Here is a 24093-nt window from a genome sequence, read left to right as displayed (position 1 = left end):
TGCTTGTAATTAAAAAAAGAAGTAAGCTATAAAAACGGTATCCTTTCAAGCATAGAAACTCATTAGTCAACATTTAACCAGCCCGATGAGATCTCTCCTGACGTCGAGATGACCGAATAAAACGTTATGCTTTCCATCTAAAAAACTCCCCAACCCCAAACCACCATTTTAATTTCGTAATTTTACCCCACAATGAACGCCCCGCAAAAAATATTAATAATCCAGACGGCTTTTCTGGGCGACGTGGTGCTGGCAACGGCTTTGCTCGAAAAACTGTACGAAACCTTTCCGCAGGCGCAACTCGATTTTCTGCTTCGCAAAGGCAACGATTCGCTGCTGCAAAACCACCCGTACCTGAATCACCTTTACATCTGGGATAAAAAGCAGGGCAAATTCAAAGACCTTTACCGCTTGCTGCGCGAAATCCGGAAAGAAAAATACGACCTGGTGATCAATCTGCAACGTTTCGGGGCCACGGGTTTACTAACTGCGCTTTCCGGCGGCAGACAAACCGTGGGTTTCGATAAAAACCCGTTTTCCAGATTCTTCAGCCGCGCTGTTCCACATTCGGTTTCTAACGGATTGCACGAAACCGAACGCAACCAGAAGCTGATCGAACACCTCACCGGACCGGAAGCTGCCAAACCAAAACTTTACCCCAGCCAGGCAGATTTTGAGAAAGTTGCGGTTTATAAAACACAGCCTTATATCTGCGTAGCGCCGTCTTCTATCTGGTTCACCAAGCAATATCCCGAAGAAAAATGGGTGGAGCTTTTGAAAACGGTTCCGGCTGATCTGAAAGTTTATCTACTTGGCGCGCCCAGCGATAAAGAGCTTTGCGATAGAATCTTGCAAACTTCCGGGAGAATGAATGCCGAAAACCTGTGCGGGAAACTGAGTTTGTTGCAGTCGGCGGCTTTGCAACAGGATGCGGTTCTGAGCTACGTGAACGATTCCGGACCGATGCATCTGGCTTCTTCTACCAACGCGCCGGTGGCGGCGGTTTATTGTTCCACGGTGCCGTCGTTTGGTTTCGGGCCGCTTTCTGATTTTTCCCGGATCGTGGAAACCGAAGTGGATCTGCCTTGCCGGCCTTGCGGTTTGCACGGGTATATGGCTTGTCCGCAGGGGCATTTTAAGTGCGCGCTTACCATAAAAAACGAACAATTGCTGGCCGTGCTGGAACAAGCTTTGGCCGAAAAAGCGAACGGAAAACGCTAGGGTTTCGGGCTTAAAAATTCGCTTATCTCAATATTTAGTGCTACTTTTCGTTCAGAAAGCAGAATCTTTAGGGCGGTGCATTTTTCAAGTACCGCGTCATTAAAAAATATACAATGAAATATTCGCAGATCAATTCGGAACTGTTCGTGCAGAACCGGGCCAACTTTGTAAAACAGCTGAAGCCTTGCTCGCTGGCCGTTTTTCATTCCAACGACGTAATGCCGACCAACGCCGATGGCACCATGGCTTTCCGCCAGAATAACGACCTTTTCTATTTAAGCGGCGTAGACCAGGAAGAAAGCATTTTGCTTCTTTTCCCGGAATCGAAAGATGCCCGACTGAAAGAAATTCTCTTCGTGCGCGAAACCAGCGACCTGATCTTAACCTGGGAAGGCTACAAATTCACCAAAGAACAGGCCCGCGAAGTTTCCGGCATTCAAACCGTTTTCTGGACCCACGAATTTAAATCGGTGCTGAACTCGCTGATGGCCGAAGTGGAAAATGTGTACCTGAATACAAACGAACATTTACGCGCCGTAATCGAGGTAGAAACCCGCGATGCCCGTTTCGTGAAATGGTGTAAAGAGCATTATCCGCTGCACCAGTACCAGCGTTCGGCCCCCATCATGCACAACCTCCGCGCCATCAAATCGCCGTACGAAATTGCCCAGATCCAGAAAGCCTGCAACATCACCGAAAAAGCCTTCCGCCGTTTGCTGAAGTTCATTAAACCGGGCGTGATGGAGTACGAAATCGAAGCCGAGCTTTACCACGAATTCCTGCGCAACCGTTCCCGCGGGCCGGCTTATGGTTCGATTATCGCATCCGGCGCCAATGCCTGTATTCTGCACTACGTAGACAACGACCAGGAATGCAAAGACGGTGACGTGATCCTGATGGATTTCGGCGCTGAATACGCCAACTACGCTTCCGATCTTTCGCGTTCGGTGCCGGTGAATGGCAAATTCACGCCGCGCCAGAAAGACGTTTATAACGCTGTGCTACACGTAATGAAAGTGGCCAGCAACATGCTCGTGGTGGGAAATACCTTAGACCAGTACCACAAATTTGTAGGCACGGTAATGGAAAATGAACTGATAAAACTCGGCTTGCTCAATGAGCAGGACGTAAAAAATCAGGACCCGGAAAAACCACTTTTCAAGCAATATTTCATGCACGGCACTTCGCATTTCTTAGGCCTGGATGTGCACGACGTAGGCAGCAAATTCCGTCCGTTTGAAGAAGGCATGGTGTTTACCTGCGAACCGGGCATTTACATTCGCGAAGAAGGTCTGGGCATTCGCCTGGAAAACGATTTCCTGATCACCAAAAACGGTGCGCAGGACTTGATGAAAAATATTCCGCTGGAAATCGAAGACATCGAGCGCCTGATGGCCGAGAAATAAAAACGCTATCGTTTTATAACAAAAAAGTCGCTGCTGCATTCATTTTCAGCAGCGACTTTTTTTATGTGTTTTAGTAGCGTTTTGCCTAGCGTTTTTGCGGGCTAAACCTGGAAGGTTTCTGAAAACTTCCAGGTTTTTTCGATTTCTAAAGCCTATTACCTGACCGTAGTAAACTACCGTGACCTGTGGCACATCGCCAACCTTGCTGGTGTTAGCTTAAAACTGCTGAATTTTTACGAGAGTGATTCGGTCTGTGCGCCACAGGCTGAGGTAAGATTATATTGGCTGCAAAGCTTTGTTTTCAGACTTTTAAGGTGTTTTCCTTTTTCCAAGCTCAAAACTCACGAAGCAATATTGAGGTTGTTCGAGGCTTTTTCAAGCTTTATCAGTTCTATGGCTTCGCTGATGGATTCCCCCTGGTTTTTATGCAGGCAATGCAACAGCAGCAAGATAATGTTGAACGCCGCTTCACCTTCCGAATGCCCGATAATCGTGGTAAAACCGTAAAGCAGTAACTTGATGCGCTGCCTGTTTTCGGGCGTATCATCCGCAAACTCGGTCTGGAGCTTGTAAATTACCTTGTCTCGGTAAATGGGGATACTGGTAGCAGTAGGGTGTTCTTCCTGGTAGGTATCGAAGATGAAGGTAGCGGCTTCCGTGAATTTATTTTCATCCAACAGTTGCTGAATTCTGGTTTTATATTCGTTTGCGTTCATAGCTGTAGCATTTTATATTACAGAGCGGTAACTATTATATACGAAAACAAAAGACAAAGTGGCTGCCCCTTTCTGGAAAAATGCTTTACTTTCAGCTTTAAAAGTAAAACAAAAAGCGCCTGCTCTTTTTCAGAACAGGCGCTTTTATCAGCAAAGTAATCTATCTTCGGTTTACTCTAAAAAGATCAGGTTAGTTTGTTGGGCCGTTATCAATTTTTGCCTCAATAACCGACTGTACCGAAGCCGGCAGGTTAGAAAGCAGATTATAACCCGTTGCCGCTTCAATAGCATCTACCGAAGTACGATAAGCGCCCCAGTTTTGGCCGATGCTGTTCACGTTGGGCGTATTTACGGCAATGATGCGGGTGTTGCTGTCTACCCGGTTTGCGTCGCCGTTGCCTTCGGGCAGAATAACCAGCACTTTCCAGACCTGGCTCGGTACAGTTACTTTTCCGTTGTTAATGGTTTTGGTCAGGCCGCCTTTCGAGCCGATGCCCCCTTCGCCGTAGCTGCCCATGATCAGGTAAATTTCGTTGCCGCCATAAACCAGCGAGCGGGTATAGTTTTCCAGGTCGGCCCAGGTTTTCTGGTTGTTGTTCGGGGCTTGCGGAATCATGTTTGTCATCAGGAAAGTTGCCGAATTAACCGCTGTAGTGCTGGTGCGGTCAGCAGAAGGGCAGTTGTGCCCCCGGTCGAAACCGGAACTAGTGTAGCTGCTTTGGTTTACCTGGTACCAACCGGCCGGCAACGTATTATCAGCCCGGAAATCGTCCTGACGTTGCACGCTTCCGATCCAGGTTCTGTCCAGGTGCCAGCTAACCCAGTTCGGAATGCCGCGGTCGCGGTGGTAAGAGAGGTCGTATTCGTTTTTCTGCATCAGGTAATTGGTGAAGTTGGCAGTGCTGTTGGTGGCGTTGCTCGGGTTTCCCATGCCTATGTGCAGGTTATCTGTAGGAAGCGGCGTATCGGTGCTGCCACCCGGTTTTGGTCCCGTATAGGTGCCGGTCGTGTCACCAGCCAGGCCATAGCCGTTAAAAGTAAAATCATCGATGTTCAGGCGTGCCGTTCCGCCGGAAATTTTACGGATCTCAAACTTCACCGTTCCGGCCAGGTTCAGCGTAAAAGTAGCCGTCTGCAGCGCATTGGACGTGGCTTTCACCGTTTCGCCGGCCTTTACAAAACTACCGCCGTTCTGCGATACCCAGAGTTCCCATTCACTTTCCGGGTCGTTGCCGTAACGGGCGTGTTGCACCGTAACGGTAGCTGCGCCCTTCGGAACTGCAAAGTTCATGGTAATTTTGCCCGTACCGCGCAATCGTGCCGACTTGTAACCATTCTTTCGGTCGTCGGTGCTGTTTCCTATCAACGCGTCATCCAGTATCCACTTGCCGCTGCCAAGGATTACCGTATCAACAGTATATCCATATTTGGTTGCGGCCTCAAAATCTTCCGGAAAGCCCACGATCGTACCCAGCGGTATTTGTTGGGGCGTTTCGGTGGGGTTGGTACTGGGCGCTACTTTATCCTCTTTACAGGAAGTAACCCCAAGGCCCAGCAAAAGCAGGAAATAAAAAACTGAAAATTGCTTTCTCATCTATAAGAAATAAAACCGCCGGTTTAACCGGCGAAGTAAATTAAAGCGGTCTGCCTGTTTTCATTTTCGCAATAAAATGCTTTAAAAAGGCCCGGCGCGCAAAGATAATAAAAAAGTAATGAATTTAATTTAACAACCTGAATATCAGCTGATTGCTTGTGTTATTTGGTATTTGTTTTTACTTTTAAAACACAGGTTTAATCCTTTTTTCGGAAACGAAAAATTTTGGCAATATACCTGAAGGAAGCCGGTTAAAAAGCAGGCAGCAGCTAAAAACGGTAGGGGAAAAGCCGGAAAAACTAAACGATTATTCGCGGGAAGAAGCCAGTAGATAAAGCACCGCCATCCGCACGGCCACGCCGTTCTCTACCTGGTCCAGAATAATAGAATGGGCAGAATCGGCCGCATCCGAACTCAGTTCCACACCGCGGTTTATCGGGCCGGGATGCATCAAAACAATTTCCTTGTTCAGGCTGTCGAGCATTTTTTTATCGATGCCGAAATATTGGGTGTATTCGCGCAAACTCGGGAATAATTTGCCTTGCTGCCGCTCCAGCTGAATCCGCAATACGTTAGCTACATCGCACCATTCCAGGGCTTTGCGTACGTTGTGCTCTACTCTCACGCCCAGTTCACCAATGTAGCGCGGAATCAAGGTGCTCGGCCCGCAAACCATTACTTCGGCACCTAATTTCTGCAGCGCAAAAATGTTTGATAAAGCTACCCGCGAATGCAGAATATCGCCGATGATCGCAATCTTCTTTCCGGCAACTTCGCCTAATTTTTCTCTTATGGAAAAGCTGTCTAAAAGGGCTTGAGTGGGATGTTCATGGGTGCCGTCGCCGGCGTTTACGATGTTGGCTTTTATGTGGCGCGAAAGAAAATGCGGCGCACCCACGCTCGAATGGCGCATCACGATCATATCAACTTTCATGGCCAGGATGTTGTTTACCGTATCGAGCAGCGTTTCGCCTTTTTTAACCGAGCTGCCGCTGGCCGAAAAGTTGATCACATCGGCAGAAAGGCGTTTTTCTGCGAGTTCAAACGAAAGTCGTGTGCGGGTAGAATCTTCGAAGAAAACGTTGGCTATGGTAATGTCGCGCAACGAGGGTACTTTCTTGATCGGCCGGTTGAGCACTTCCTTAAAATGGTCCGCGGTTTCAAAAATAAGCTGCATATCAGCTTCGGTAATATCTTTAATTCCTAATAAATGGCGGACGCTGAGTTGTGACATTGCGGTAAATTATACTTCGTCAGTTTTGGAAATAAGCCAGATGTTATCTTCGGCGGTGTTTTCGTTTTGCCACTCAACCAGTACTTTCTGGCTGGCCAGCGAGTTTACCTGTTGGCCCACGTAATTGGCTTCAATCGGCAGGTCGCGCTGGTAAAGGCGGTCGATTAAAATGAGTAATTCTACGCCGGCCGGGCGGCCAAACGCGATCATGGCATCCAGGGCAGCGCGCACCGAACGGCCCGTAAACAGCACGTCGTCTATTAAAACTACCTTCTGATTTTCGATTATGAAATTGATGGAAGTGGCATTGGCTGCCAGCGGACTTTCGCGGCGGCGGAAATCGTCGCGGTAAAACGTAGTATCCAGAAAGCCCAGGGGAATGTTTTTGCCGGTAATTTCCAGCAATTGTTTTTGCAGCCGTTGCGCCAGGAATTTGCCGCGCGGCTGTAAACCAATCAGAACCGTGTTGCTGAAATCGCCATGCGTTTCGATGAGCTGATGGCAAAGGCGCTGCAACATGATCTGAAGCAAAGCATGGGGAACAATCAGGCGTTTCTGCATAGCAATTTGGTTTCGCAAAGATACGTTTTTGCCTTTTGCCGCCAAATATTTTCTGCGCCGGAAAAGGGTAGGGTTTGGGAAGGAAAAACTGCTGCCTTTAGCATCTGTAGCATAGGGTTTAAACCTTACGCTACTGATGCTAAAAAACGCTAGGAATTTAGACAGAAAAAGTCAATTATTGTTTCACTAATCTGGTGATTAAAGTTTTTCTGTTTTGCGAAACCTGCAGAATATACATGCCTTTGGGCAATTCCGGAAGTTGTAGTTTCAATTCAGTATTCGCGGCAGTTGTTGTTTCTTGCTGCCACATTCTTTGCCCCAGCGTGTTCAATAAAACCAAATGCGTTTTGCCGGCAGTTTCACCAAACGTTAAAGTCAGTTCATCAGTAAACGGGTTCGGGAAAACCTGAACCATTGGTTGCTTCTGAAGATCTTCTGTGGTTGCCATGATATCAGCTAAACTGCGGCAAGAGCCGTACGTTTCGGTGCCTTTGGTGTAGCATTCCAGAATCGTGGTTTCTACGGCGCCCATCGAAAAAATTTCCCGCCGGGTTTCACCCAAGCCTACCGTATAGGTATTTTGAATAGCATAATCTACTCCCAGTGAAAAGATTTTGCTGCACGTATCAAAACCCAGATTTGTAAATTGCATCTGCTCCCTAAAATTGTACTGTGTTTTTCTGATTATGCCCTTTGAAACCCGGCTGTCTTGCCGGATAAAATCTGTGCCTGCAACAAAGCCATGCGAAAGCGCATAGGGAGCATTGGGGAAATCAGGATATATTTTTAAAACATAGGTGTACTTCGGGGTTAAAGTAGAGGCTCTGGAAGCCGAACACCATCCCATTGGTGCGCCTGGAGTACCATAGCCTTTCGTTAATTGTTGTTCTTCAATGGAGTATAAAATCGTATCACCATTGGTAGTTCGGGTTTTTACTTCTCTTTTAGTCCATTCTTCCTGGCAAACAGAATTATGAACTGTAAGATGCTTGTAGTATAAACTGAACTGATCGCCGGGTTGAAAATCAAAAATCGCAAACGGGCTGCTGATCGTGTGGCCCAAGCCTTTTTCCGGAATAGCATAAAATTCCAGCTCTCTCGGCTTGAAATAAGCATCGGAATATTGGCTCAGATTCGGCGCTTTCAGAAAACCATAGTTTTTAGAAAGCTTGATGGTTTTACCGTTGCTCAACGTGTAAGTCAGAACCGAATCGGAAACCGTATTTTTTACCGGCTCAAATGTGCGGGAAGTTAGGGTTGCGGTTATGGCCGGATTAGCCAAAGCGGTCCAACCCTGGCCAATAGGCGCTTTGGTTTTTAACAGGAATTCGGCGCCTTGATGCGTTTTGAAAACATAGTCGCCGTTTGGCATTTTGCGCATTTGGCTCCCGAACTGGTTATTAGGATGAACGGCATATTCCAGATGAAATATTGGCGGCGGCGGACAATTGGAAACCGAAGGGCCGCCTTTCCGGGCCATTGCATTAAAAACAAAAACTGAATCGCCGTTCACCACTTTAGCCGAATCGATGCGCATGGAATAAATAGAATCCCGGGCAATGTAGTGGTAGGTCAAACCTTTCCGGAAGGGCTGGTAATTCTGCGCTGAAACAGTAGTTACGCTTATTATAAATGCAAAAATGACGGCAAAAACAGGTAGCATTTTTTTCATATAAAAAGCTTGAGCGTGAAATTCTTGCGAAAGATATAAGTTTGTGTTAAGAAAGCAACTGTTGCGTGTTATTTTTGTTTTCTTCTTTTAACAAAAAACATTTTCTGCGGCGTAAAAACGCTAGGGTCAGGAAGGGAAAAAAAATTCTCTGTAGCATAGGGTTTAAACCTTACGCTACTGATGCTAAAAAACGCTAGGATTTTCAGCCCCAAAAGAATAGCATTTTAAAACGATAATTTATTCAGGAAAAAAACGGTGCGAACACCGTCGCTGCCACGGATTTTCTGCTCTCCAAAAACCAGGAAATGTTGCCGGTGCCAATGCTTGATGCCTCGCAGATCGGTGTTTAGTATCTTCTCGTTGGGGAAAATGAGCTTAACGGGGGTGCTTAATTCGTTTGAAGAATTCTCGTTGCCGGAAATAACCTTGTAGCGGATCATTTCTTCATCCGGGTAGCAAAAAGCGATCTTGTTTGCAAACACCCCGGCTGCCGTAATTTGCTTCAGTTCCAGTTGCTGCACATTTTCCAGCGGAAAGCTGTTTTCCCATTGCAGATTTCCCTGGCTGTCGAAAGCTGCCGCCACGGCCTGCGAAAATGCGTACCCGCTGAAAACCCGGTTGGTAGAACCCTCGCCTTCGTATTGTGGGTAGTAAAGTTCGCCGGCCAGTATAAAACCATTTTCCAAAGGGTACATTTCGTGCATTAAAAAGCGCTGCCGCAGTAAATAGGTTTTACGCGAGATCCGGAAACGGTCCAGTTTACGCCGCACTCTTTCCTGGCGGCCAGGGCGCAGGTGATCGAAGAAATGCGCGAAGGTGGTAAAATCGTGATACTTCAGATGCTGGTTCCCGGTGGTTAAAAACGGTCCGGTAAAAAAGCCCTGCGGGTAACGCAGATCGCGCAAGCTATACGTGCCGGCCAGTAATTTCCGGGTGCTGTCGCCGGGCGTTAATCGGCCGGAAAGGTAATTGTGTTCGGGGCTTTGCAGGAAATTGGTTGAAAATAAACGCCCGTCCGGGCCCAGTCTTTTGGTTTGCAGCCGCGCTTTCAACCCGTTCGATTCCGTTAAAATAAATTCCATGCGGCCGGTTAACGTATCGGCGTAAAAAGTAGCCAGGGCCGAAGACTGATCGTAAATGGCCGGCAGCTTCATGAGCTCTTCCCGGTCGGGATTCAGGTGCAAAACGGTAAGCCGGTCGTTCTGCAAACCCGTCAGGAAAAGGCTGCCCTGCAAGGCTTGCATCCCGGAAAGCGCAAAGGTCATGTTTTCCGGCAGCTGGTGTTTGGTTTGGGTTTGCTCACCGGTGCGGGTATGCACGCGCAGGAGTACATATTCGTCTTTTTTAGCGCCATCGAAGAACAGAAAAAGGGTTCTCGCTTCGCAGGCAGCCTGTAGAAATTTGCTGCTGCGCGGCAAGTGCAATGGTTTTTGCCACAGCAAAGTCAGGTTGTGGTCAAATTTGAAAATAAGAAAAGGATCGGCGTTGCGGCGGGTATAGTTTTCGTGCGTGAGGAGAAAAAGGGTGCTATCGGGTTGCGGAAAGATTTCGTATTGGGTGAAATCGTTGCGGTATGGCAATTCTGCGCGGCTGTTCTGGCTGGGTTGGGCCCAGGTGCAAAACACCGTAAATAACTGAGAACAGAAAAGGAATAAGATTGCTTTCATAGCCGCCAGGATTTTCCTACGCGAACCTGCCGGGGGAAGTTCGGTACTAAAATAACGCCGGAGCCGCCCGTTTGTTTTAAGGTTGCTCCGGCAGTTTTTCAGGCTGAAAGTATAGCGTTTCTGAAGTATATTCCGCAGGCAAGCGCAGCAGCAGATCCTCTACAAAAATGTTAGTTCCCCAGCCCCAGAATTACTTCAAATTCTTCGGGTTTAAGCGGCATTACCGATAAGCGCGACTGCCGCAGCAAGCCGATATTCTGCAGCCGCGGGTCGGTTTTTATCTGATTCAGGGTTACTTTGTCTTTAAAATCGCGTTGCGGCACCAATTCTACCGAAAGCCAGCGCGGATCGTCGGCGGTAGGGTCCGGAAAGGCTTCTTTTTCTACTTTGGCCAAACCCACAACGGCTTTTTCCGAAACACTGTGGTAAAATAAAACCAGGTCGCCGCGCTTCATTTCGGCCAGAAAATTACGGGCCTGGTAATTGCGCACGCCGTCCCAAACGGTTTTTCCGTCTTTCACCAGGTCGCCCCAGCCATACGTTTCCGGTTCCGATTTTACGAGCCAATAGTTCATGTTTGTGATTGAATTGTTGAATAATTGATTGGGAAAATGATTGAATGGGAGAATCAGAGAATGATTAGAGCTTTCAGAAAATATTCTCTCATTCTTTCATTCAATCATTATTTAAAAGTACGTTTCAGGATAAGTTTATCGGCATCAATAGAAATGATCTCTGCGTCGTAATCCATGGAATTGCGTTTCGGGAAAGTTACCTCCAGGCGGTTTTTGTCGCGAATCTGCCATTTACCCGCTTTTTCTTCCAGGCCATCGGTCGGAGCAATGTCGTATTGTTTCAGGTTGCCGTCGGCTTCCAGCTGAAACCCGATGCGGCCGCGGGAAGGCGGGAAATCGTAGCTGTTGGGGCGGTAAACCAGCGTATCGCCGCGGTCTTCTTCGTGGGAGTGAAGCCAGGTTTTGCCGAGCAGCGCGTTGGTGATCTTCAATGTTTCTTTGGGCGTTTTTTTCTTGCAGGTTCCGGCTAAGAGCATTAAACAAAGCAGCAGCGCGCCGGGAATGAATCTAAATGGCATCAGGTTGAATTTTCGAATACGTAAATAAGGGTGAAATTACGGGCAATATACAAAAATCAGGTAAGTGGAAAGTGATTAATGGTTAGTGGAGAATGATTAATGGGTGATGATTAATCCTTTTAATATGATTGGCGGCCTTTAAAAACGCTATGGTTTTGGGTTGAAAAACTAAAAACTGTTTTTCGTTTCGGTTTCCGGCAGCTTTGCCTAATTTTACTTTCTTAGGGCTCATGAATTTCTTTGCCGGGTTACCCGTCAGCGAAAGCAGATGGCTATGAATATAATAGTGTTTAATGCCCCATTACTAATCATTAATCACTATTCACTAATCACTAAACAAGATGGATAATAAAAATATACGCCGCGCTTTTAAACTGATGGCCAGCTTAATGGAGCTGCACGACGAGAATGCCTTTAAAATAAGAGGTTACCAGAATGCCGTGGCCGCACTGGAAAGAGTGGATGCGCCCATGGCTGGCATGACCGAAAAAGAACTGGAAAGCTACGAAGGCGTGGGGAAAAGCATTGCGGCCAAAATTGTAGAATTAAACCAAACCGGCAGCTTCTCAGACCTGAATAAGTTGCTCGAAGTTACGCCGGCCGGCGTGGTGGAAATGCTCAATATAAAAGGTTTCGGGCCGAAAAAGATCCGCGCTATCTGGAAAGAACTGGGCATTGAGAATACGGCTGATCTGCTGCAGGCCTGCGAAAACGATCAGATCGCGAAGCTGAAAGGCTTTGGCGCCAAAACCCAGGAAACCCTGAAGAATGCACTGCTGTATTCGCAGGAAAGCAAAGGCAAACTGCTCTGGGCCGAAGCCGAAATTCCCGCCGAAGACCTGAAGAAAATCTTGCAGGAAACTCTGCAAACCGACAACGTTGAAATTACCGGCGAATTCCGCCGCAAGCTCGAAATCATTAATTTGCTACAACTGGTAATCGCGACGGAAAACCCGGTACGCACCCAGGAAAAGATAAACGAAATTTCCGCTTTGCAACAGGATGAAAAGCTTTCCGGCCCGTTTGCCTGGCGCGGAACAGTAGCCGAAACTGGTTTAAAAGTCGAAATGAAACTGGTGTCGGAAGCGGATTTTGTGAACGAAGTTTTTAAAAATTCTGCTGCTGATATGCACCTGAGTTTGCCTTACAACGGTTCCGAAACGCTATACAATTTGCTCAAAAAAGTCACGTTCAAATCGGAAGCTGAAGTGTACGAAAAAGCCGGCCTGCAATTTATCTACCCCGAGCTCCGCGAAGGCCTCGGTGAACTAGAGCTGGCCGCAGAAAACAAACTGCCGAAACTACTGGAAGACACCGATCTGAAAGGCATTCTGCACAACCACAGCACCTATTCCGACGGCGCAAATACGCTGGAACAAATGGCGGTTTTCTGTAAAGAACAAGGCTACCAGTATTTAGGCATGTGCGACCATTCCAAATCGGCTTTTTACGCCAACGGTTTGCAGGAAGGCCGCGTGGTGCAACAACAAAAAGAGATCGACAAGCTAAACGAACAACTCTCCCCGTTCAAAATTTTCAAAGGCATTGAATCCGACATTCTGAACGACGGTTCTTTAGATTACGAAGAAGATATCCTAAAAACCTTCGATTTTGTGGTAGCTTCCGTGCACAGCACCCTGAACATGACCTGCGAAAAAGCCACGCAACGGTTAATCACGGCCATTCAAAACCCCTACACCACCATGCTTGGCCACCCCACCGGTCGCCTGCTTTTGCGCCGCGAAGGTTACCCGATAGACCACCAGGCCGTAATCGATGCCTGCGCCGAAAACGGCGTGATCATCGAAATAAACGCCAACCCCTGGCGCCTCGATCTGGATTGGCGCTGGGTAAGTTATGCCCTGGAAAAAGGCGTAATGCTCAGCATCAACCCCGATGCCCACAGCACCACCGGCTACGCCGATATGCGCTACGGCGTACTCATGGGCCGCAAAGGAGGCTTATCTGCCGAAATGACTTTTAATGCGAAGAGTAGGGAAGAAGTGGAAGCGTATTTTGTGGAAAGGAAGAAGGAGAAGGGGATTTTATGAGGTGGTAAAATTTCAGAAAACAATTCCGGTATAATTGCATAATTTTGAGCCTTGAACTGAGTTTTTCGCAACAATGCAATACGATATTTTAATTATTGGCGGGGGTATAGTGGGTTTGGCTACGGCTTTGCGTTTAAAAGAACAAAAGCCAGAACTGAAAATAGCTTTACTGGAAAAAGAAAACGCCATTGCTAAACACCAGACCGGTAATAACAGCGGCGTAATTCATTCGGGCATTTATTACAAGCCCGGCAGTTTAAAAGCTACCAATTGCATTACGGGTTACCAGCAGTTAATTGAGTTTGCCGATAAACACGGCATTGCTTACGACCTTTGCGGTAAGATAATTGTTGCCACCGATAAAAGTGAATTGCCGGCGCTGGAAAATGTATATAAGCGGGGAATTGAAAACGGCCTGGAAGGACTGAAAAAAATAGACCGCCAGGAAATTACCGAATACGAGCCGCATTGCTCCGGCATTGAAGGAATTTTCGTGCCCCAAACCGGTATCATCGATTATAAAGCTGTTTCGGCTAAATATGCTGAGTTATTCCAACAGGCTGGCGGCGAAATTTTCTTAGGCGAAAAAGTAATTGATATCCGGAATAAATCTGGGCAGGGCTCGGAAATTATTACGGAACATAAAACCTACGAGGCTAAACTGATCGTAAATTGCGCCGGTTTATTTTCCGATAAAATTGCCGCCATCAATCACAAAGATATCGACGTTCGGATCATTCCGTTCCGCGGTGAATACTACGAGATCCGGAAAGAAAAACAAAACTTGGTTAGGAACCTGATCTACCCGGTGCCGGATCCGAATTTCCCGTTTCTGGGCGTGCATTATACCCGCATGATTGGCGGTGGCGTAGAAGCTGGGCCAAATGCTGTATTTGCGTTCAAACGTGAGGGCTATAAACGGACTGATTTTCAATTTGATGAATTTATGGAATCGGTTACCTGGCCGGGCTTCCGGAAAGTTGCTTTGAAATACTGGAAAACCGGTTTAGGCGAATATTATCGTTCTTTTTCCAAAGCGGCTTTTACCAAAGCCCTGCAAAAGCTGGTACCCGAAATTCAGGAAGATGACCTGGTTCCTTCCGGCGCCGGCGTTAGAGCCCAGGCCTGCGACCGTAGCGGTGGCCTTATCGACGATTTTCTGATCCTGGAAGATGAGTTTATTATAAACGTTTGCAATGCGCCATCGCCGGCGGCTACCAGTTCGCTGGCTATCGGGAAAACTATTTCAGAAATGGTGTTTAAGCGTTAAAAAGCCTGATAATTCATGCAAAGCCTTGTTAGGCTTATCTGGCATAAGTGTTAATTCTCTGGCGCGTGTGTTCAGCCGAAGGCGTCACTTATGCCTTTTTACATTTCGGAAGCCTCCAGACTTCCGGGGCCGGGCAATTTCAGGGAAGTGCAAGTATGTGGGTTGGCTATTGTCTATAACTCATAAATCTTGCTACACGAAGACTTGCGCCTTTTTGGGGCCGTCAGCTGGTTAATAGCTTCGTTTTAAAGCTGATTTTAAAGTGTAAATTTGCAGAAACATACCGCCCAAAACCACCTTGCAAAAAATCCTCATTCTCCGTTTTTCTTCCATTGGCGATATCGTTTTAACCACGCCGGTAATCCGGGCGTTGAAGCGGCAGTTGGACAATGCTGAAATCCATTACTGCACGAAGCAAAGTTTCCGGAGCATTATTGAGTACAATCCATACGTAGATAAAGCGCATTACCTCGGCGAAAGCCTGAACGACCTGATCGCGGAGCTGAATAAAGAGAAATTCGATTTCGTAGTGGATCTGCACAATAACCTGCGCACCCGCCTCATCAAAACGCGTTTGGCACGGCCAAATGGCACGTTCGATAAACTCAATTTCCGGAAGTGGCTTTTGGTTAATCTGAAGTACAATGCCATGCCCGACGTGCACATTGTAGAACGGTATCTGGCCGCGGCTAAAAAATTAGGCATCAGCAACGATGGCGAAGGTCTGGATTATTTTATTCCGGAAAAAGATGAAGTGCAAATGAGCAGTTTGCCGGAAACCCATCAGAACGGCTATTACGGCATGGCCATCGGCGCGCAGCATTACACCAAACGTTTGCCCGTAGAAAAACTCATCGAGCTCTGCGAAAAAATAAATGCGCCCATCATGCTGCTTGGTGGCAAAGAAGATTTCGAAACAGGCGAATTAATTGCGAAGCATTTCAAAAACCAAAATCCGAACAACGAACAACGAAAAACGAACAACGAAAACCCAACAACCAACAACCAACAACGAACAACCATTTTCAACTCTTGCGGAAAATACAATCTGAACCAATCGGCTTCGCTGGTAAAACAATGCAAAGCGCTTTTTACCCACGATACCGGATTAATGCATATTGGGGCGGCTTTTCAGAAGAAAATTTACAGCATCTGGGGCAACACTGTACCGGAATTTGGCATGTACCCGTACAAAACCGATTTCGGGGTTTTTGAAGTACGCGGACTGGATTGCCGGCCTTGTTCTAAGATCGGGTACAGCAAATGTCCGCGGGGGCATTTCAAGTGCATGCGCGAGCAAAGCTTTAATTTTACACTTCCGGCTTAACCTTTTTGCTTCTTTTAGAGTTTTTAAGGGCTAAACCATACCGTTTTACTCTTGAGAACTCTCGCCGATACCCGCATCCTTTTACCCAACCAGGTAAGTGCCAGCCTTTCCGAACCCAGATTCCTGACCAAAATACGGGTCGGGAAACACAGTTTTGTGGTAGATGAACCTGAAGATATGGGTGGCGCCAATGCCGGCCCGCAACCGCAGCACATGATCTTAAGTGCGCTGGGTTCCTGCGCTGCTATTACATTGCGCATGTACGCCGATCACAAAGCCTGGCCGTTAACCCAAATTGACGTAAAATTGCAGTTCGAAGGGGAAGCGGAAAGCGAAAACCAGTTAATGCCCAACATCAAAATGCAGCTATTGGTGCAAGGCAATTTAAGCCCGGAACAACTGGAGCGCTTAACCGTGATTGCGCAGAAATGCCCGGTCCACAAAAGCCTTTCGCCGGCGTTTAAGATTTCTACTACCCTTGCTTTGGCCTTGCCGGAGTATCCCTGAGTTTTTTAGCTTGTAAGCCTACCGTTTTTAGTGGTTTTTTTTGTCTTTTGCGCCGCACCAGTAAGCCGCCAGGTTTTCCCACTGAATGAACTGCATGCCATTCCAGCCGGCTTCGGCAATTAAGGTGTTGGCAAGGGCGCGGTTGCCGGCCTGTTCGTGGTTGTTTATTTTTTCATTCAGGCCGATCTGGCAGGCTTTAATGCGCGTGCCGTCTACTTTAACCTGGAAAGTGCTGCTGGTTTCTTTTACAAAAAAGTGGGACGTGATCTCGGAGTGATTTTCCTGCGGATTGGCGCAGGGGTGGGCGGTGAATTCGGCCAGATGAATGCTGGTGGTAATGTCAGTAATTTTCATCCAGTTTTCGAGCGGCACGCCGGGCAAGAGCACTTTAAAATAATCGCCGATCTCGGGTTTATCGGCTTTTTTTTCCAGGCCGGTGTTGTCGTAAAGTTGAAACGTGGCCCGGATGCCCGATTCTTCGGACCATTTGTTTATGTTGAGCAGGCGTTTTATGGCCCCGGCAAACTGGTTCTGGGCAGTTTCGGAACTGAAAAATCGTTGTTCGGCCTGGAAGGTTTTATTTTTTCCGGTTTCGCCCTGCAGCGCTTTCAGCTCGTGTTTTGCCTTTTCAATAATATCCTGGAATTCCATAGCTTTCGGTGGTAGTTTTTGTGCTTGAATGGATACGGTTTCTGCCGTCAGGAGTTGGCTTTTCTTCCACCTGGCATTGGTTTTATACCCGATATTTAAGCAGCTTTATCTCCGAAGTTCAGGAAGGCATTTCATCTTTGCAACACCAATAATCGGCCAGGTTCTGCCAGAGTATTTTCTGAAAAACGGCCCAGCCGCCTTCTGCGATCACGGTGTTCAGCGCGGCGCGGTTTCCGGCTTCTTCCTGGTTATTGATGTACTCGTTGCGGCCGGTTTCCGAAGCAATTATTTTATTTCCCTGGCGCACCACTTTAAAAACACTGCTGGTTTCCTGTACAAAAAAATGCTGCGTTTCTTTTTCGTTATTGAAAGGATTGGGGCAAGGGTGAACCGTGAAAGCAGCTTGGTCAGGCTGATCCTGCAGGTCGGTAATCTCTACCCAGTTCTCTACCGGAATGCCGGGCAAGGTGATCTTTATAAAGTTTCCTTTTTGCGGTTCAGCAGTGGTTTTCCGGCCGGCGGAATCGTAGAGTTCAAAAGGGGTGGTTACGGGCGTATTGTCGTGCCAGTTGTTGATGTCGAAAAGCCGTTTCCGGGCTTCGGGAAATGTTGTCTGGGCAGCAGCGGCATCCGGGAAAATGGCTTCGGCGCAGAAAAACCGGTCTTTGCTTTCCTGACCGGTAAGGGCCTGGGCTTCGTGTTTTAGTTTGTTGAAGAACTTTTTTATTTCCATATCCGGCTTTACTTTTTAGGCTAAAAGAGATACGGTATTGAAAGGGATGAGTTTTTACGCCTGAAAGGATACCGTTTTACCCCACCTAAATAACTAATTCGGAGGAAGACTTTTGCTTTTCTTTTTCAAATGAGCATTATTCCTTAACTCAGAATTTCAACTTTCATAGGCAACTTTCTCCCTCGAGCCGGGCGGCTTCGTTTCTGCGTTCGCGGCTGCAACCCTTCCTGTCCTACCGGGCTGCCTCCTGCGTCGGCACCGGAAGTCTTGGAGGCCGCTCACACAGAAACTGGTATCAGTTTCCCTTCGTAGCTGGCTTCTTTTTAGTCTACTCTCTCAGATAGCGTGATTTTTAGGATACGCTGCGCTGGCGATAGGCGTGAGAATATTGGTGAAATGGAGTGGAAGGGTTTATGGGTTTTTGGAAGTTGACTTTCGTTTTTTGTTTAATGAATGGCAAAAAAAAAGAGCCGGAAACTGGCTTCCGGCTCTGAAAAATGTAGTTGAATAGGGGCTTACTTAATCTCTTCGAAACCTAAGTAGCTGTGCAGGATCTTCGGCATTTTTATGCCTTCGGGGGTTTGGTTGTTTTCCAGGATGGCGGCTACAATTCTTGGTAAAGCCAAGGCGCTGCCGTTTAAGGTGTGCAGTAACTGGGTTTTGCCGTTTTCGCCTTTGTAGCGCAGTTTTAAGCGGTTGGCCTGGTAAGTTTCAAAGTTGGAGCAGGAGCTTACTTCCAGCCAGCGGCCTTGTGCGGCCGAGTAAACTTCCATATCGTAGGTTAAGGCCGAAGTGAAGCCCATATCGCCTCCGCACAAACGGAGCACGCGGTACGGTAACTCGAGTTTCTGCAGCAGATTCTGAATGTGCTGACTCATTTCTTCCAGCGTTTCGTAGCTTTTTTCCGGCTCCTGGATCTGCACAATTTCCACTTTATCGAACTGGTGCAAACGGTTCAGGCCGCGTACGTCGGCACCCCACGAACCAGCTTCGCGGCGGAAGCAGGGCGTGTGACCGGCGTTTTTGATCGGTAGTTTTTCGCGCGGAATAATTTCGTCGCGGTACAAATTGGTGATCGGAACTTCGGCAGTTGGAATTAAGTAATAATTGTCTTCGGTGGCATGGTACATCTGGCCTTCTTTGTCGGGCAGCTGTCCGGTACCGAATCCGGAGGCTTCGTTTACTAAAATAGGTGGCTGAATTTCGGTATAACCGGCTTTCAGGGCTTCGTCTAAAAAGAAATTGATCAAGGCGCGCTGCAAACGGGCGCCTTGTTTTTTATAAACCGGAAAACCGGCGCCGGTAATTTTATTACCCAGCTCAAAATCGATGATGTCGTATTTTTTGATCAGCTCCCAGTGCGGCAACGCGCCTTCGTGCAACGTTGGAATTTCGCCGTGCTGGTAGATATTTTCGTTGTCTTCGGCAGTGCGGCCGGGCGGTACGCTTTCGTGCGGAATGTTTGGTAGTTTTACCAGCGCTTCGTGCAATTCGGTTTCGATCTGCGTTAGCTCTTCGCTCAGTGTTTTCGATTTTGCTTTCAGGTCAGCGGTTTCGGCTTTCAGTTTTTCGGCTTCTTCTTTCTGGCCGCTTTTCATGAGGTTACCGATCTCTTTGGCCAGGGAATTAGAGCGGGCCAGAATATCGTCGTGCTCGATCTGGATCTTACGGCGGCGCTGGTCTATCTCTAAAATAGCAGCAATTTCGGCTTCCGCATTTTTATAATTTCTCTTGGTAAGTCCGGCAATGGCCAGGGCGGTCTGCTCTTTTAAAACGGAGAGTTGCAGCATGGTTTCAGGTAAATTTTAGTCCACAAAAATATAATATTTTGTACAGCAAACGTTATTTTGAAAATCTTTTCCGGCAAATTGAAACATTTTTACGAAAAACCTCGCTAATGCTTTGGTAATTCGTCTGCTTTAAATTAACATTGCGGTACAAATTCAAAATGCCCGTTTTTCCGGGGCGCATTCAACAGTATAATATTCAAACGCATTTTTTCCTGAAACCTGCCTGCCGACCGGCTCTGTCCATTGGTTTTTCGGAGAACAGTTCAACTACCTTATTCTTTCTATGTACAATATTGAAGAATTGAAAGACAAGCTGCTTTCAGAGCTTAAAGAAATAGCTGAAAGGCTTGGTGTTACCAATTTCAAAAAACTCAGCAAACAAGATTTAATTTATAAGATCCTGGATCAGCAGGCCACTTTGCCAGCCGATAAATTGCCGAAAAAAGCGGCCCGCGCGGCCGTAGCTGCTGCCGCTCCGGCCGTAGCCGAAACCGTAGCCGTGGTTGCAGAAAGACCAGAGCCGGAAATGCGCCGCGATGCCAATACCCGCGATTTTAACGAGGCAGAAGCTGAAATTGCACCGGAAAGAAATACCGAAAGAACTACTGAAAATGCCCCACGCCAGCAACCGGAAACCCCGGCCGGCGAAAGTACTGCTACCGGTGAACGCCTGGATAGCAATGGCCGCCCGATAAGACCTTTTCAGCCGCGAAACCAACGCAACAAAGCTGACCAAACGCGCACCGAAGGCCAGCCCCGCGAAATGCGTGAACCGCGCCAGCCCCAATCTTCCCGCCAGGAACAACCAACCGAAGCCCGCGAAACACCTGCCCAACCTGTTCAGGAACAACGCGAGCCAAAAGAACAACCCCAACAAAACCAGCCCCGCGAACAACGCGAAAATATTCAGCCCCAGGAGCAGCGCGAAAACCAGCCGAACCAGTCCCGGGAAAATCAAAACCGCGAAAACCAGCAACCTCGCGACGAAAATCAGCAACCCCGCGGTGATCAGCGCCAGCAGTTCGGGCAGAAACAACAAAACCGTGAGCAGCGTCAGCCGCAACAAAGCAACCAGCAAACTTCAGGTTTTAACAACAATAATTTCCGCGAATTCGACGGCGTAATTGCCAACGAAGGCGTGCTGGAACTCATGCAGGACGGTTACGGCTTCCTGCGTTCTACTTACTATAATTACCTGGCTTCGCCGGATGATATTTACGTTTCGCCTTCGCAGATAAAACTGTTCGGTCTGAAAACCGGCGATACCGTGAAAGGTACCGTGCGCGCACCAAAAGAAGGGGAAAAATACTTCGCTTTATTGAAAGTTGACTCGGTGAACGGCCGTACTACCGAAGAGATCCGCGACCGCATTCCGTTTCAGCACTTAACGCCGCTTTTCCCGGAAGAACGTTTAAACCTGACCACTAAGTCTGGCTTGTACTCTACCCGTATCATGGATCTGTTCGCGCCAATTGGTAAAGGCCAGCGGGGGATGATCGTGGCGCAGCCAAAAACCGGTAAAACGGTATTATTGAAAGAAATTGCCAACGCCATTGCCGAAAACCACCCGGAAGTTTATTTGATGATCTTACTCATTGATGAGCGTCCTGAAGAAGTTACCGATATGGCCCGTAGCGTAAAAGCCGAAGTGATTGCTTCTACGTTTGATGAAACGGCAGAGCGCCACGTGAAAATTTCGAGCATTGTGCTGGATAAAGCCAAGCGCATGGTAGAATGTGGCCACGACGTGGTGATTTTATTGGATTCTATTACGCGTTTAGCCAGAGCTTACAATACGGTTGTTCCTTCGTCTGGTAAAATTTTATCGGGTGGGGTAGATGCCAACGCACTGCACAAACCGAAGCGTTTCTTTGGCGCGGCCCGTAACGTGGAAAATGGCGGTTCTTTAACCATTATTGCTACCGCGCTGATCGAAACCGGTTCTAAAATGGACGAAGTGATCTTCGAAGAATTTAAAGGAACCGGTAATATGGAGCTTCAGCTGGATCGTAAACTGGCGAATCGTCGTATTTACCCGGCTATCGATGTTCCGGCTTCGGGTACGCGTCGGGAAGATCTGTTAATGGATAAAGATGAACTGAACCGTATCTGGATCCTGCGCAAATTCATGTCTGATATGAATGCCGTGGAAGCCATGGAATTCCTGAAAGACCGCATGAAGGGTACGAAGGATAATGATGAGTTTTTGATCTCGATGAATTCGTAGGTTCGAATTTTCGATTGGTCGATTTTTAATAAAAAGTCCTGCTTCTGTAATGGAGGCAGGACTTTTTTAGTGGAATTTGATACCGTTTTTTTTGTCATCCCGACGAGAGGAGGATCTATTCAGGTTAATAAGAAAGTAAGCCATTGACTTTTGATTCTTAAAAGGATACCGTTTTCATAGCGAGCTTCAGATCCTAACTCGTAATTCTCCATTCCTAATTAAACATTCTCCCTCCAGCCGGGCGGCTTCGTTTCTGCGTTCGCGTCTTCTATTCAAACTGGCCTTGCGGCCTGCCTAAAGGCACCGTATGAATAGGAGGCCGCGCACGCAGAAACTGGTGTCAGTTCCCTTCGTAGTAAGCTTTCTTTTAATTTAGTTTTCTGGATAACGTGATTTTCGCGCGACACTGCGCTGGCGATATGCTTGAAACAACCACCCCCAACCCCTCCTTGAAAAGGAGGGGAGCTGTTAGTCGCCAGCTTTAATTTCAGAAGCTATTCCTCAACCAAAGGGCCTGAAATGCTATGCTTTGAAGTACAAAAACTCAAAGAAAGTCGGAAGTAAAAAGCTCCCCTCCTTTTTTCAAGGAGGGGTTGGGGGTGGTGGTCTTCAATACAGAGATATACACTGCAAAGAGAACATCACAAAGCACGAAATATTAAAATCCTGCCAATCCCAAAAATCCTTAAAATCGTGTTCAGACAATTGATCCGATACCATGCGGACAGGTCAAGCCCTGTTTCTACATTGTCACAGCAATCATAAAAATCAAAAGAATCAACTTTCAAACAATTGTCCTGTAAATCCTTTAATTCTGCAAATCCTGATCCTAATTCAGCCGCCAAAATTGCCTACCAGCATTACTTTCTTTTTGAGTTTGGAATAGGCTATTCGTTTGCCGTTTTCTTTGCCGAGCAAATAACTGAAGCTGATACTTTTGGGGTCTTTTTTTATAGCGTTCCAGGCGGTTTCGTCGCCAAAAGTTGGGTCGTAAACATCGTTGGGGGCGATAGCCGGGGTAGTGAATTGTTCTTCGTGGAAAAATTGACTGAAACGGTTTTTGATGAAATCTTCCCGCTGTTTTTTAGTGGCAGTCGGGGTTTCCAATTCGTAGACCATGGAAGCTTCCAGGTCAGGGGCAGGAATTATTTCGTTGTGAATTACTTTTCCCTGGGCCGTGGTAATGGTGAAATGTGCTTTCCCATTTAAAATATCTGAACCCTGCATCACGATCCTGAAGGTATCGGGTTTGGCTGGATCGGAAAAAATGTGGGTACGCATATTGGTAAAGCTGATCCGGGAGGCTGTATTTTCGGCAGTTTTTGGGGCAGAACCGGTAGTTATATTGGTTGTTTTTTCAGAAGTAGTATTCCCATTTTTATCGGTTCTGGTGGTGTCCTTCATTTCGAGCCGTTTGTTTTCGGAACAGGAAAAAGAAAAGGCAGCTACTGCGCAGTAAACCAATATTTTTTTCATAGCCGTGTGGTTTTTTACCTCGTTTACGAAGCCCGCATATTTGCGTTATTAGTTGCTTGCCGGCCGGAAACCGATATAAAAATAACCAGGCCTTTTTAGGCAGACTGACTTTTTGCGCTTAAGACCCTACCGTTTTTTCAGCATTTCCGGGTTTAGAAATCGAGCACCTGCTTTAGTTTGGCGTAGCCATTTCGGCTTACGGGTAACCGCGCGCCGTTTTTTAGAACTACCGTGTGTGTATCCTTTTCGTAAGGCTCAATTTTAGTGATCTGCGCCAGCTGAATGATGTAGGAACGGTGAATCCGAACAAATTTCTTCGGGTCCAGCGCATCTTCAAAATATTGCATGGTTTTGGTTTTCAGAAAGCGGCCTTCGGGCGTATGAATGTTGATATAGTCGCCTTCTGCTTCTAAAAACAAAATTTCAGATTCCGGAATGATGCGGATCTTGGTTCCGGTTTTCACCACTACGCGGTCGAGTTTTTCCTCGGTTTTTCCTACCGTTTCGAGCAGTGCTTTGGTAGTTTTTTTGCTTTCGGGCGTAGCGTTTTTTTGCAGGAATTTTTCTACGGCCTGGTTAAAACGTTCCGGGCTAAAAGGCTTGAGCAAATAATCTACGGCGTGCGCATCGAAGGCTTTTATGGCGTATTCGTCGAAAGCGGTAGTGAAGATCACGGCGGGCGGTTCTTCGAGTAATTCAAGCATTTCGAAGCCGGTAACTTTGGGCATCTGCACGTCCAGAAATACCAGGTCGGGCTGGTGCTGGGAGATCGCTTTCAGGCCTTCAAAACCGTCGTTGCATTCTTCCACCACGTTTATTTGCGGGAAGTTCTGGAGGTATTCTTTTACCAGCATGCGGGCCAGTGGTTCGTCGTCTATCAATACGGCTTTCATAAAA

The 24093-nt window shown here is 47.3% G+C and carries 20 protein-coding genes; 7 read left to right on the top strand and 13 right to left on the bottom strand.

Annotation, left to right across the window (positions count from 1 at the left end; all coding sequences use genetic code 11):
* The first annotated feature begins 192 nt into the window (after positions 1-192).
* A complete protein-coding gene (locus I5M27_RS14240; protein ID WP_200506985.1) occupies positions 193-1221 on the top strand; it encodes a glycosyltransferase family 9 protein in 1029 nt (342 codons plus the stop codon).
* Positions 1222-1334: 113 nt separating this feature from the next.
* Positions 1335-2627 (top strand): aminopeptidase P N-terminal domain-containing protein, encoded by a 1293-nt coding sequence (locus I5M27_RS14235; RefSeq protein WP_200506984.1) that lies wholly within the window; start codon positions 1335-1337, stop codon positions 2625-2627.
* Positions 2628-2968: 341 nt separating this feature from the next.
* Here I5M27_RS14235 and I5M27_RS14230 read toward each other — a convergent pair whose 3' ends face one another.
* From I5M27_RS14230 to I5M27_RS14195, 8 genes are all read right to left on the bottom strand, one after another.
* Positions 2969-3343, bottom strand: coding sequence for a hypothetical protein (locus I5M27_RS14230; RefSeq protein WP_200506983.1), 375 nt, complete (start codon positions 3341-3343; stop codon positions 2969-2971).
* Between the two features lie 190 nt (positions 3344-3533).
* The gene (locus I5M27_RS18610) at positions 3534-4937 is read right to left on the bottom strand and encodes a DNA/RNA non-specific endonuclease (protein WP_234462536.1); all 1404 of its coding nucleotides are present in this window, start codon (positions 4935-4937) and stop codon (positions 3534-3536) included.
* Between the two features lie 307 nt (positions 4938-5244).
* Positions 5245-6171 carry an aspartate carbamoyltransferase catalytic subunit gene (locus tag I5M27_RS14220; RefSeq protein WP_200506982.1) on the bottom strand — a complete coding sequence of 309 codons (927 nt, stop codon included), beginning with the start codon at positions 6169-6171 and terminating at the stop codon, positions 5245-5247.
* Between the two features lie 9 nt (positions 6172-6180).
* Entirely contained in the window at positions 6181-6732 is a 552-nt protein-coding gene (pyrR, locus tag I5M27_RS14215; protein ID WP_200506981.1) for a bifunctional pyr operon transcriptional regulator/uracil phosphoribosyltransferase PyrR, read from the bottom strand.
* 175 nt (positions 6733-6907) lie between these two features.
* On the bottom strand, positions 6908-8404 hold the full coding sequence (locus tag I5M27_RS14210) for a T9SS type A sorting domain-containing protein (RefSeq protein ID WP_200506980.1): 1497 nt from the start codon (positions 8402-8404) through the stop codon (positions 6908-6910).
* Positions 8405-8628: 224 nt separating this feature from the next.
* Positions 8629-10071, bottom strand: coding sequence for a hypothetical protein (locus I5M27_RS14205; RefSeq protein ID WP_200506979.1), 1443 nt, complete (start codon positions 10069-10071; stop codon positions 8629-8631).
* 170 nt (positions 10072-10241) lie between these two features.
* On the bottom strand, positions 10242-10646 hold the full coding sequence (locus I5M27_RS14200) for an EVE domain-containing protein (protein ID WP_200506978.1): 405 nt from the start codon (positions 10644-10646) through the stop codon (positions 10242-10244).
* Between the two features lie 107 nt (positions 10647-10753).
* On the bottom strand, positions 10754-11164 hold the full coding sequence (locus I5M27_RS14195) for a hypothetical protein (protein ID WP_200506977.1): 411 nt from the start codon (positions 11162-11164) through the stop codon (positions 10754-10756).
* A 341-nt stretch (positions 11165-11505) separates the two neighbouring features.
* Between I5M27_RS14195 and polX the strand changes: the two genes are divergently transcribed.
* The 4 genes from polX (at position 11506) to I5M27_RS14175 (ending at position 16319) form a co-directional block, all read left to right on the top strand.
* Positions 11506-13215, top strand: a complete 1710-nt coding sequence (gene polX / locus I5M27_RS14190) for a DNA polymerase/3'-5' exonuclease PolX (protein WP_200506976.1) — start codon at positions 11506-11508, stop codon at positions 13213-13215.
* A gap of 73 nt (positions 13216-13288) precedes the next feature.
* Entirely contained in the window at positions 13289-14485 is a 1197-nt protein-coding gene (gene lhgO, locus I5M27_RS14185; RefSeq protein WP_200506975.1) for an L-2-hydroxyglutarate oxidase, read from the top strand.
* A 298-nt stretch (positions 14486-14783) separates the two neighbouring features.
* Entirely contained in the window at positions 14784-15812 is a 1029-nt protein-coding gene (locus I5M27_RS14180) for a glycosyltransferase family 9 protein (protein ID WP_200506974.1), read from the top strand.
* Between the two features lie 51 nt (positions 15813-15863).
* Complete coding sequence (locus I5M27_RS14175; RefSeq protein ID WP_200506973.1) at positions 15864-16319, top strand: OsmC family protein; 456 nt, start codon at positions 15864-15866, stop codon at positions 16317-16319.
* A gap of 27 nt (positions 16320-16346) precedes the next feature.
* On the opposite strand, the gene I5M27_RS14170 is transcribed toward I5M27_RS14175, so the two are convergent.
* The 3 genes from I5M27_RS14170 to serS all read right to left on the bottom strand — a co-directional run bounded on the left by I5M27_RS14170 (position 16347) and on the right by serS (position 19493).
* Complete coding sequence (locus I5M27_RS14170; protein ID WP_200506972.1) at positions 16347-16970, bottom strand: hypothetical protein; 624 nt, start codon at positions 16968-16970, stop codon at positions 16347-16349.
* A 118-nt stretch (positions 16971-17088) separates the two neighbouring features.
* A complete protein-coding gene (locus I5M27_RS14165) occupies positions 17089-17703 on the bottom strand; it encodes a hypothetical protein (protein WP_200506971.1) in 615 nt (204 codons plus the stop codon).
* 515 nt (positions 17704-18218) lie between these two features.
* Positions 18219-19493: a serine--tRNA ligase gene (gene serS, locus I5M27_RS14160; RefSeq protein WP_200506970.1), complete on the bottom strand. Its 1275-nt coding sequence runs from the start codon at positions 19491-19493 to the stop codon at positions 18219-18221.
* A gap of 283 nt (positions 19494-19776) precedes the next feature.
* On the opposite strand from serS, the gene rho reads away from it, so the two are divergent.
* Positions 19777-21720 (top strand): transcription termination factor Rho, encoded by a 1944-nt coding sequence (gene rho, locus I5M27_RS14155; protein ID WP_200506969.1) that lies wholly within the window; start codon positions 19777-19779, stop codon positions 21718-21720.
* Between the two features lie 834 nt (positions 21721-22554).
* On the opposite strand, the gene I5M27_RS14150 is transcribed toward rho, so the two are convergent.
* Both I5M27_RS14150 and I5M27_RS14145 read right to left on the bottom strand, forming a co-directional pair.
* Entirely contained in the window at positions 22555-23196 is a 642-nt protein-coding gene (locus I5M27_RS14150; RefSeq protein WP_200506968.1) for a hypothetical protein, read from the bottom strand.
* A gap of 152 nt (positions 23197-23348) precedes the next feature.
* A complete protein-coding gene (locus tag I5M27_RS14145) occupies positions 23349-24089 on the bottom strand; it encodes a LytR/AlgR family response regulator transcription factor (RefSeq protein ID WP_200506967.1) in 741 nt (246 codons plus the stop codon).
* Positions 24090-24093: the final 4 nt, after the last annotated feature.

It is taken from the genome of Adhaeribacter terrigena, from assembly GCF_016623615.1.
GTDB lineage: Bacteria > Bacteroidota > Bacteroidia > Cytophagales > Hymenobacteraceae > Adhaeribacter_A > Adhaeribacter_A terrigena.
The sequence above is the reverse complement of the archived record's forward strand: the minus strand, read 5'-3'. Positions and strand labels throughout refer to the sequence as shown.

Coding starts and splice junctions, on each gene's coding strand:
- I5M27_RS14240 (WP_200506985.1), top strand. CDS start 193: ATGAACGCCCCGCAAAAAATATTAATAATCCAGACGGCTTTTCTGGGC.
- I5M27_RS14235 (WP_200506984.1), top strand. CDS start 1,335: ATGAAATATTCGCAGATCAATTCGGAACTGTTCGTGCAGAACCGGGCC.
- I5M27_RS14230 (WP_200506983.1), bottom strand. CDS start 3,343: ATGAACGCAAACGAATATAAAACCAGAATTCAGCAACTGTTGGATGAA.
- I5M27_RS18610 (WP_234462536.1), bottom strand. CDS start 4,937: ATGAGAAAGCAATTTTCAGTTTTTTATTTCCTGCTTTTGCTGGGCCTT.
- I5M27_RS14220 (WP_200506982.1), bottom strand. CDS start 6,171: ATGTCACAACTCAGCGTCCGCCATTTATTAGGAATTAAAGATATTACC.
- pyrR (WP_200506981.1), bottom strand. CDS start 6,732: ATGCAGAAACGCCTGATTGTTCCCCATGCTTTGCTTCAGATCATGTTG.
- I5M27_RS14210 (WP_200506980.1), bottom strand. CDS start 8,404: ATGAAAAAAATGCTACCTGTTTTTGCCGTCATTTTTGCATTTATAATA.
- I5M27_RS14205 (WP_200506979.1), bottom strand. CDS start 10,071: ATGAAAGCAATCTTATTCCTTTTCTGTTCTCAGTTATTTACGGTGTTT.
- I5M27_RS14200 (WP_200506978.1), bottom strand. CDS start 10,646: ATGAACTATTGGCTCGTAAAATCGGAACCGGAAACGTATGGCTGGGGC.
- I5M27_RS14195 (WP_200506977.1), bottom strand. CDS start 11,164: ATGCCATTTAGATTCATTCCCGGCGCGCTGCTGCTTTGTTTAATGCTC.
- polX (WP_200506976.1), top strand. CDS start 11,506: ATGGATAATAAAAATATACGCCGCGCTTTTAAACTGATGGCCAGCTTA.
- lhgO (WP_200506975.1), top strand. CDS start 13,289: ATGCAATACGATATTTTAATTATTGGCGGGGGTATAGTGGGTTTGGCT.
- I5M27_RS14170 (WP_200506972.1), bottom strand. CDS start 16,970: ATGGAATTCCAGGATATTATTGAAAAGGCAAAACACGAGCTGAAAGCG.
- I5M27_RS14165 (WP_200506971.1), bottom strand. CDS start 17,703: ATGGAAATAAAAAAGTTCTTCAACAAACTAAAACACGAAGCCCAGGCC.
- serS (WP_200506970.1), bottom strand. CDS start 19,493: ATGCTGCAACTCTCCGTTTTAAAAGAGCAGACCGCCCTGGCCATTGCC.
- rho (WP_200506969.1), top strand. CDS start 19,777: ATGTACAATATTGAAGAATTGAAAGACAAGCTGCTTTCAGAGCTTAAA.
- I5M27_RS14150 (WP_200506968.1), bottom strand. CDS start 23,196: ATGAAAAAAATATTGGTTTACTGCGCAGTAGCTGCCTTTTCTTTTTCC.
- I5M27_RS14145 (WP_200506967.1), bottom strand. CDS start 24,089: ATGAAAGCCGTATTGATAGACGACGAACCACTGGCCCGCATGCTGGTA.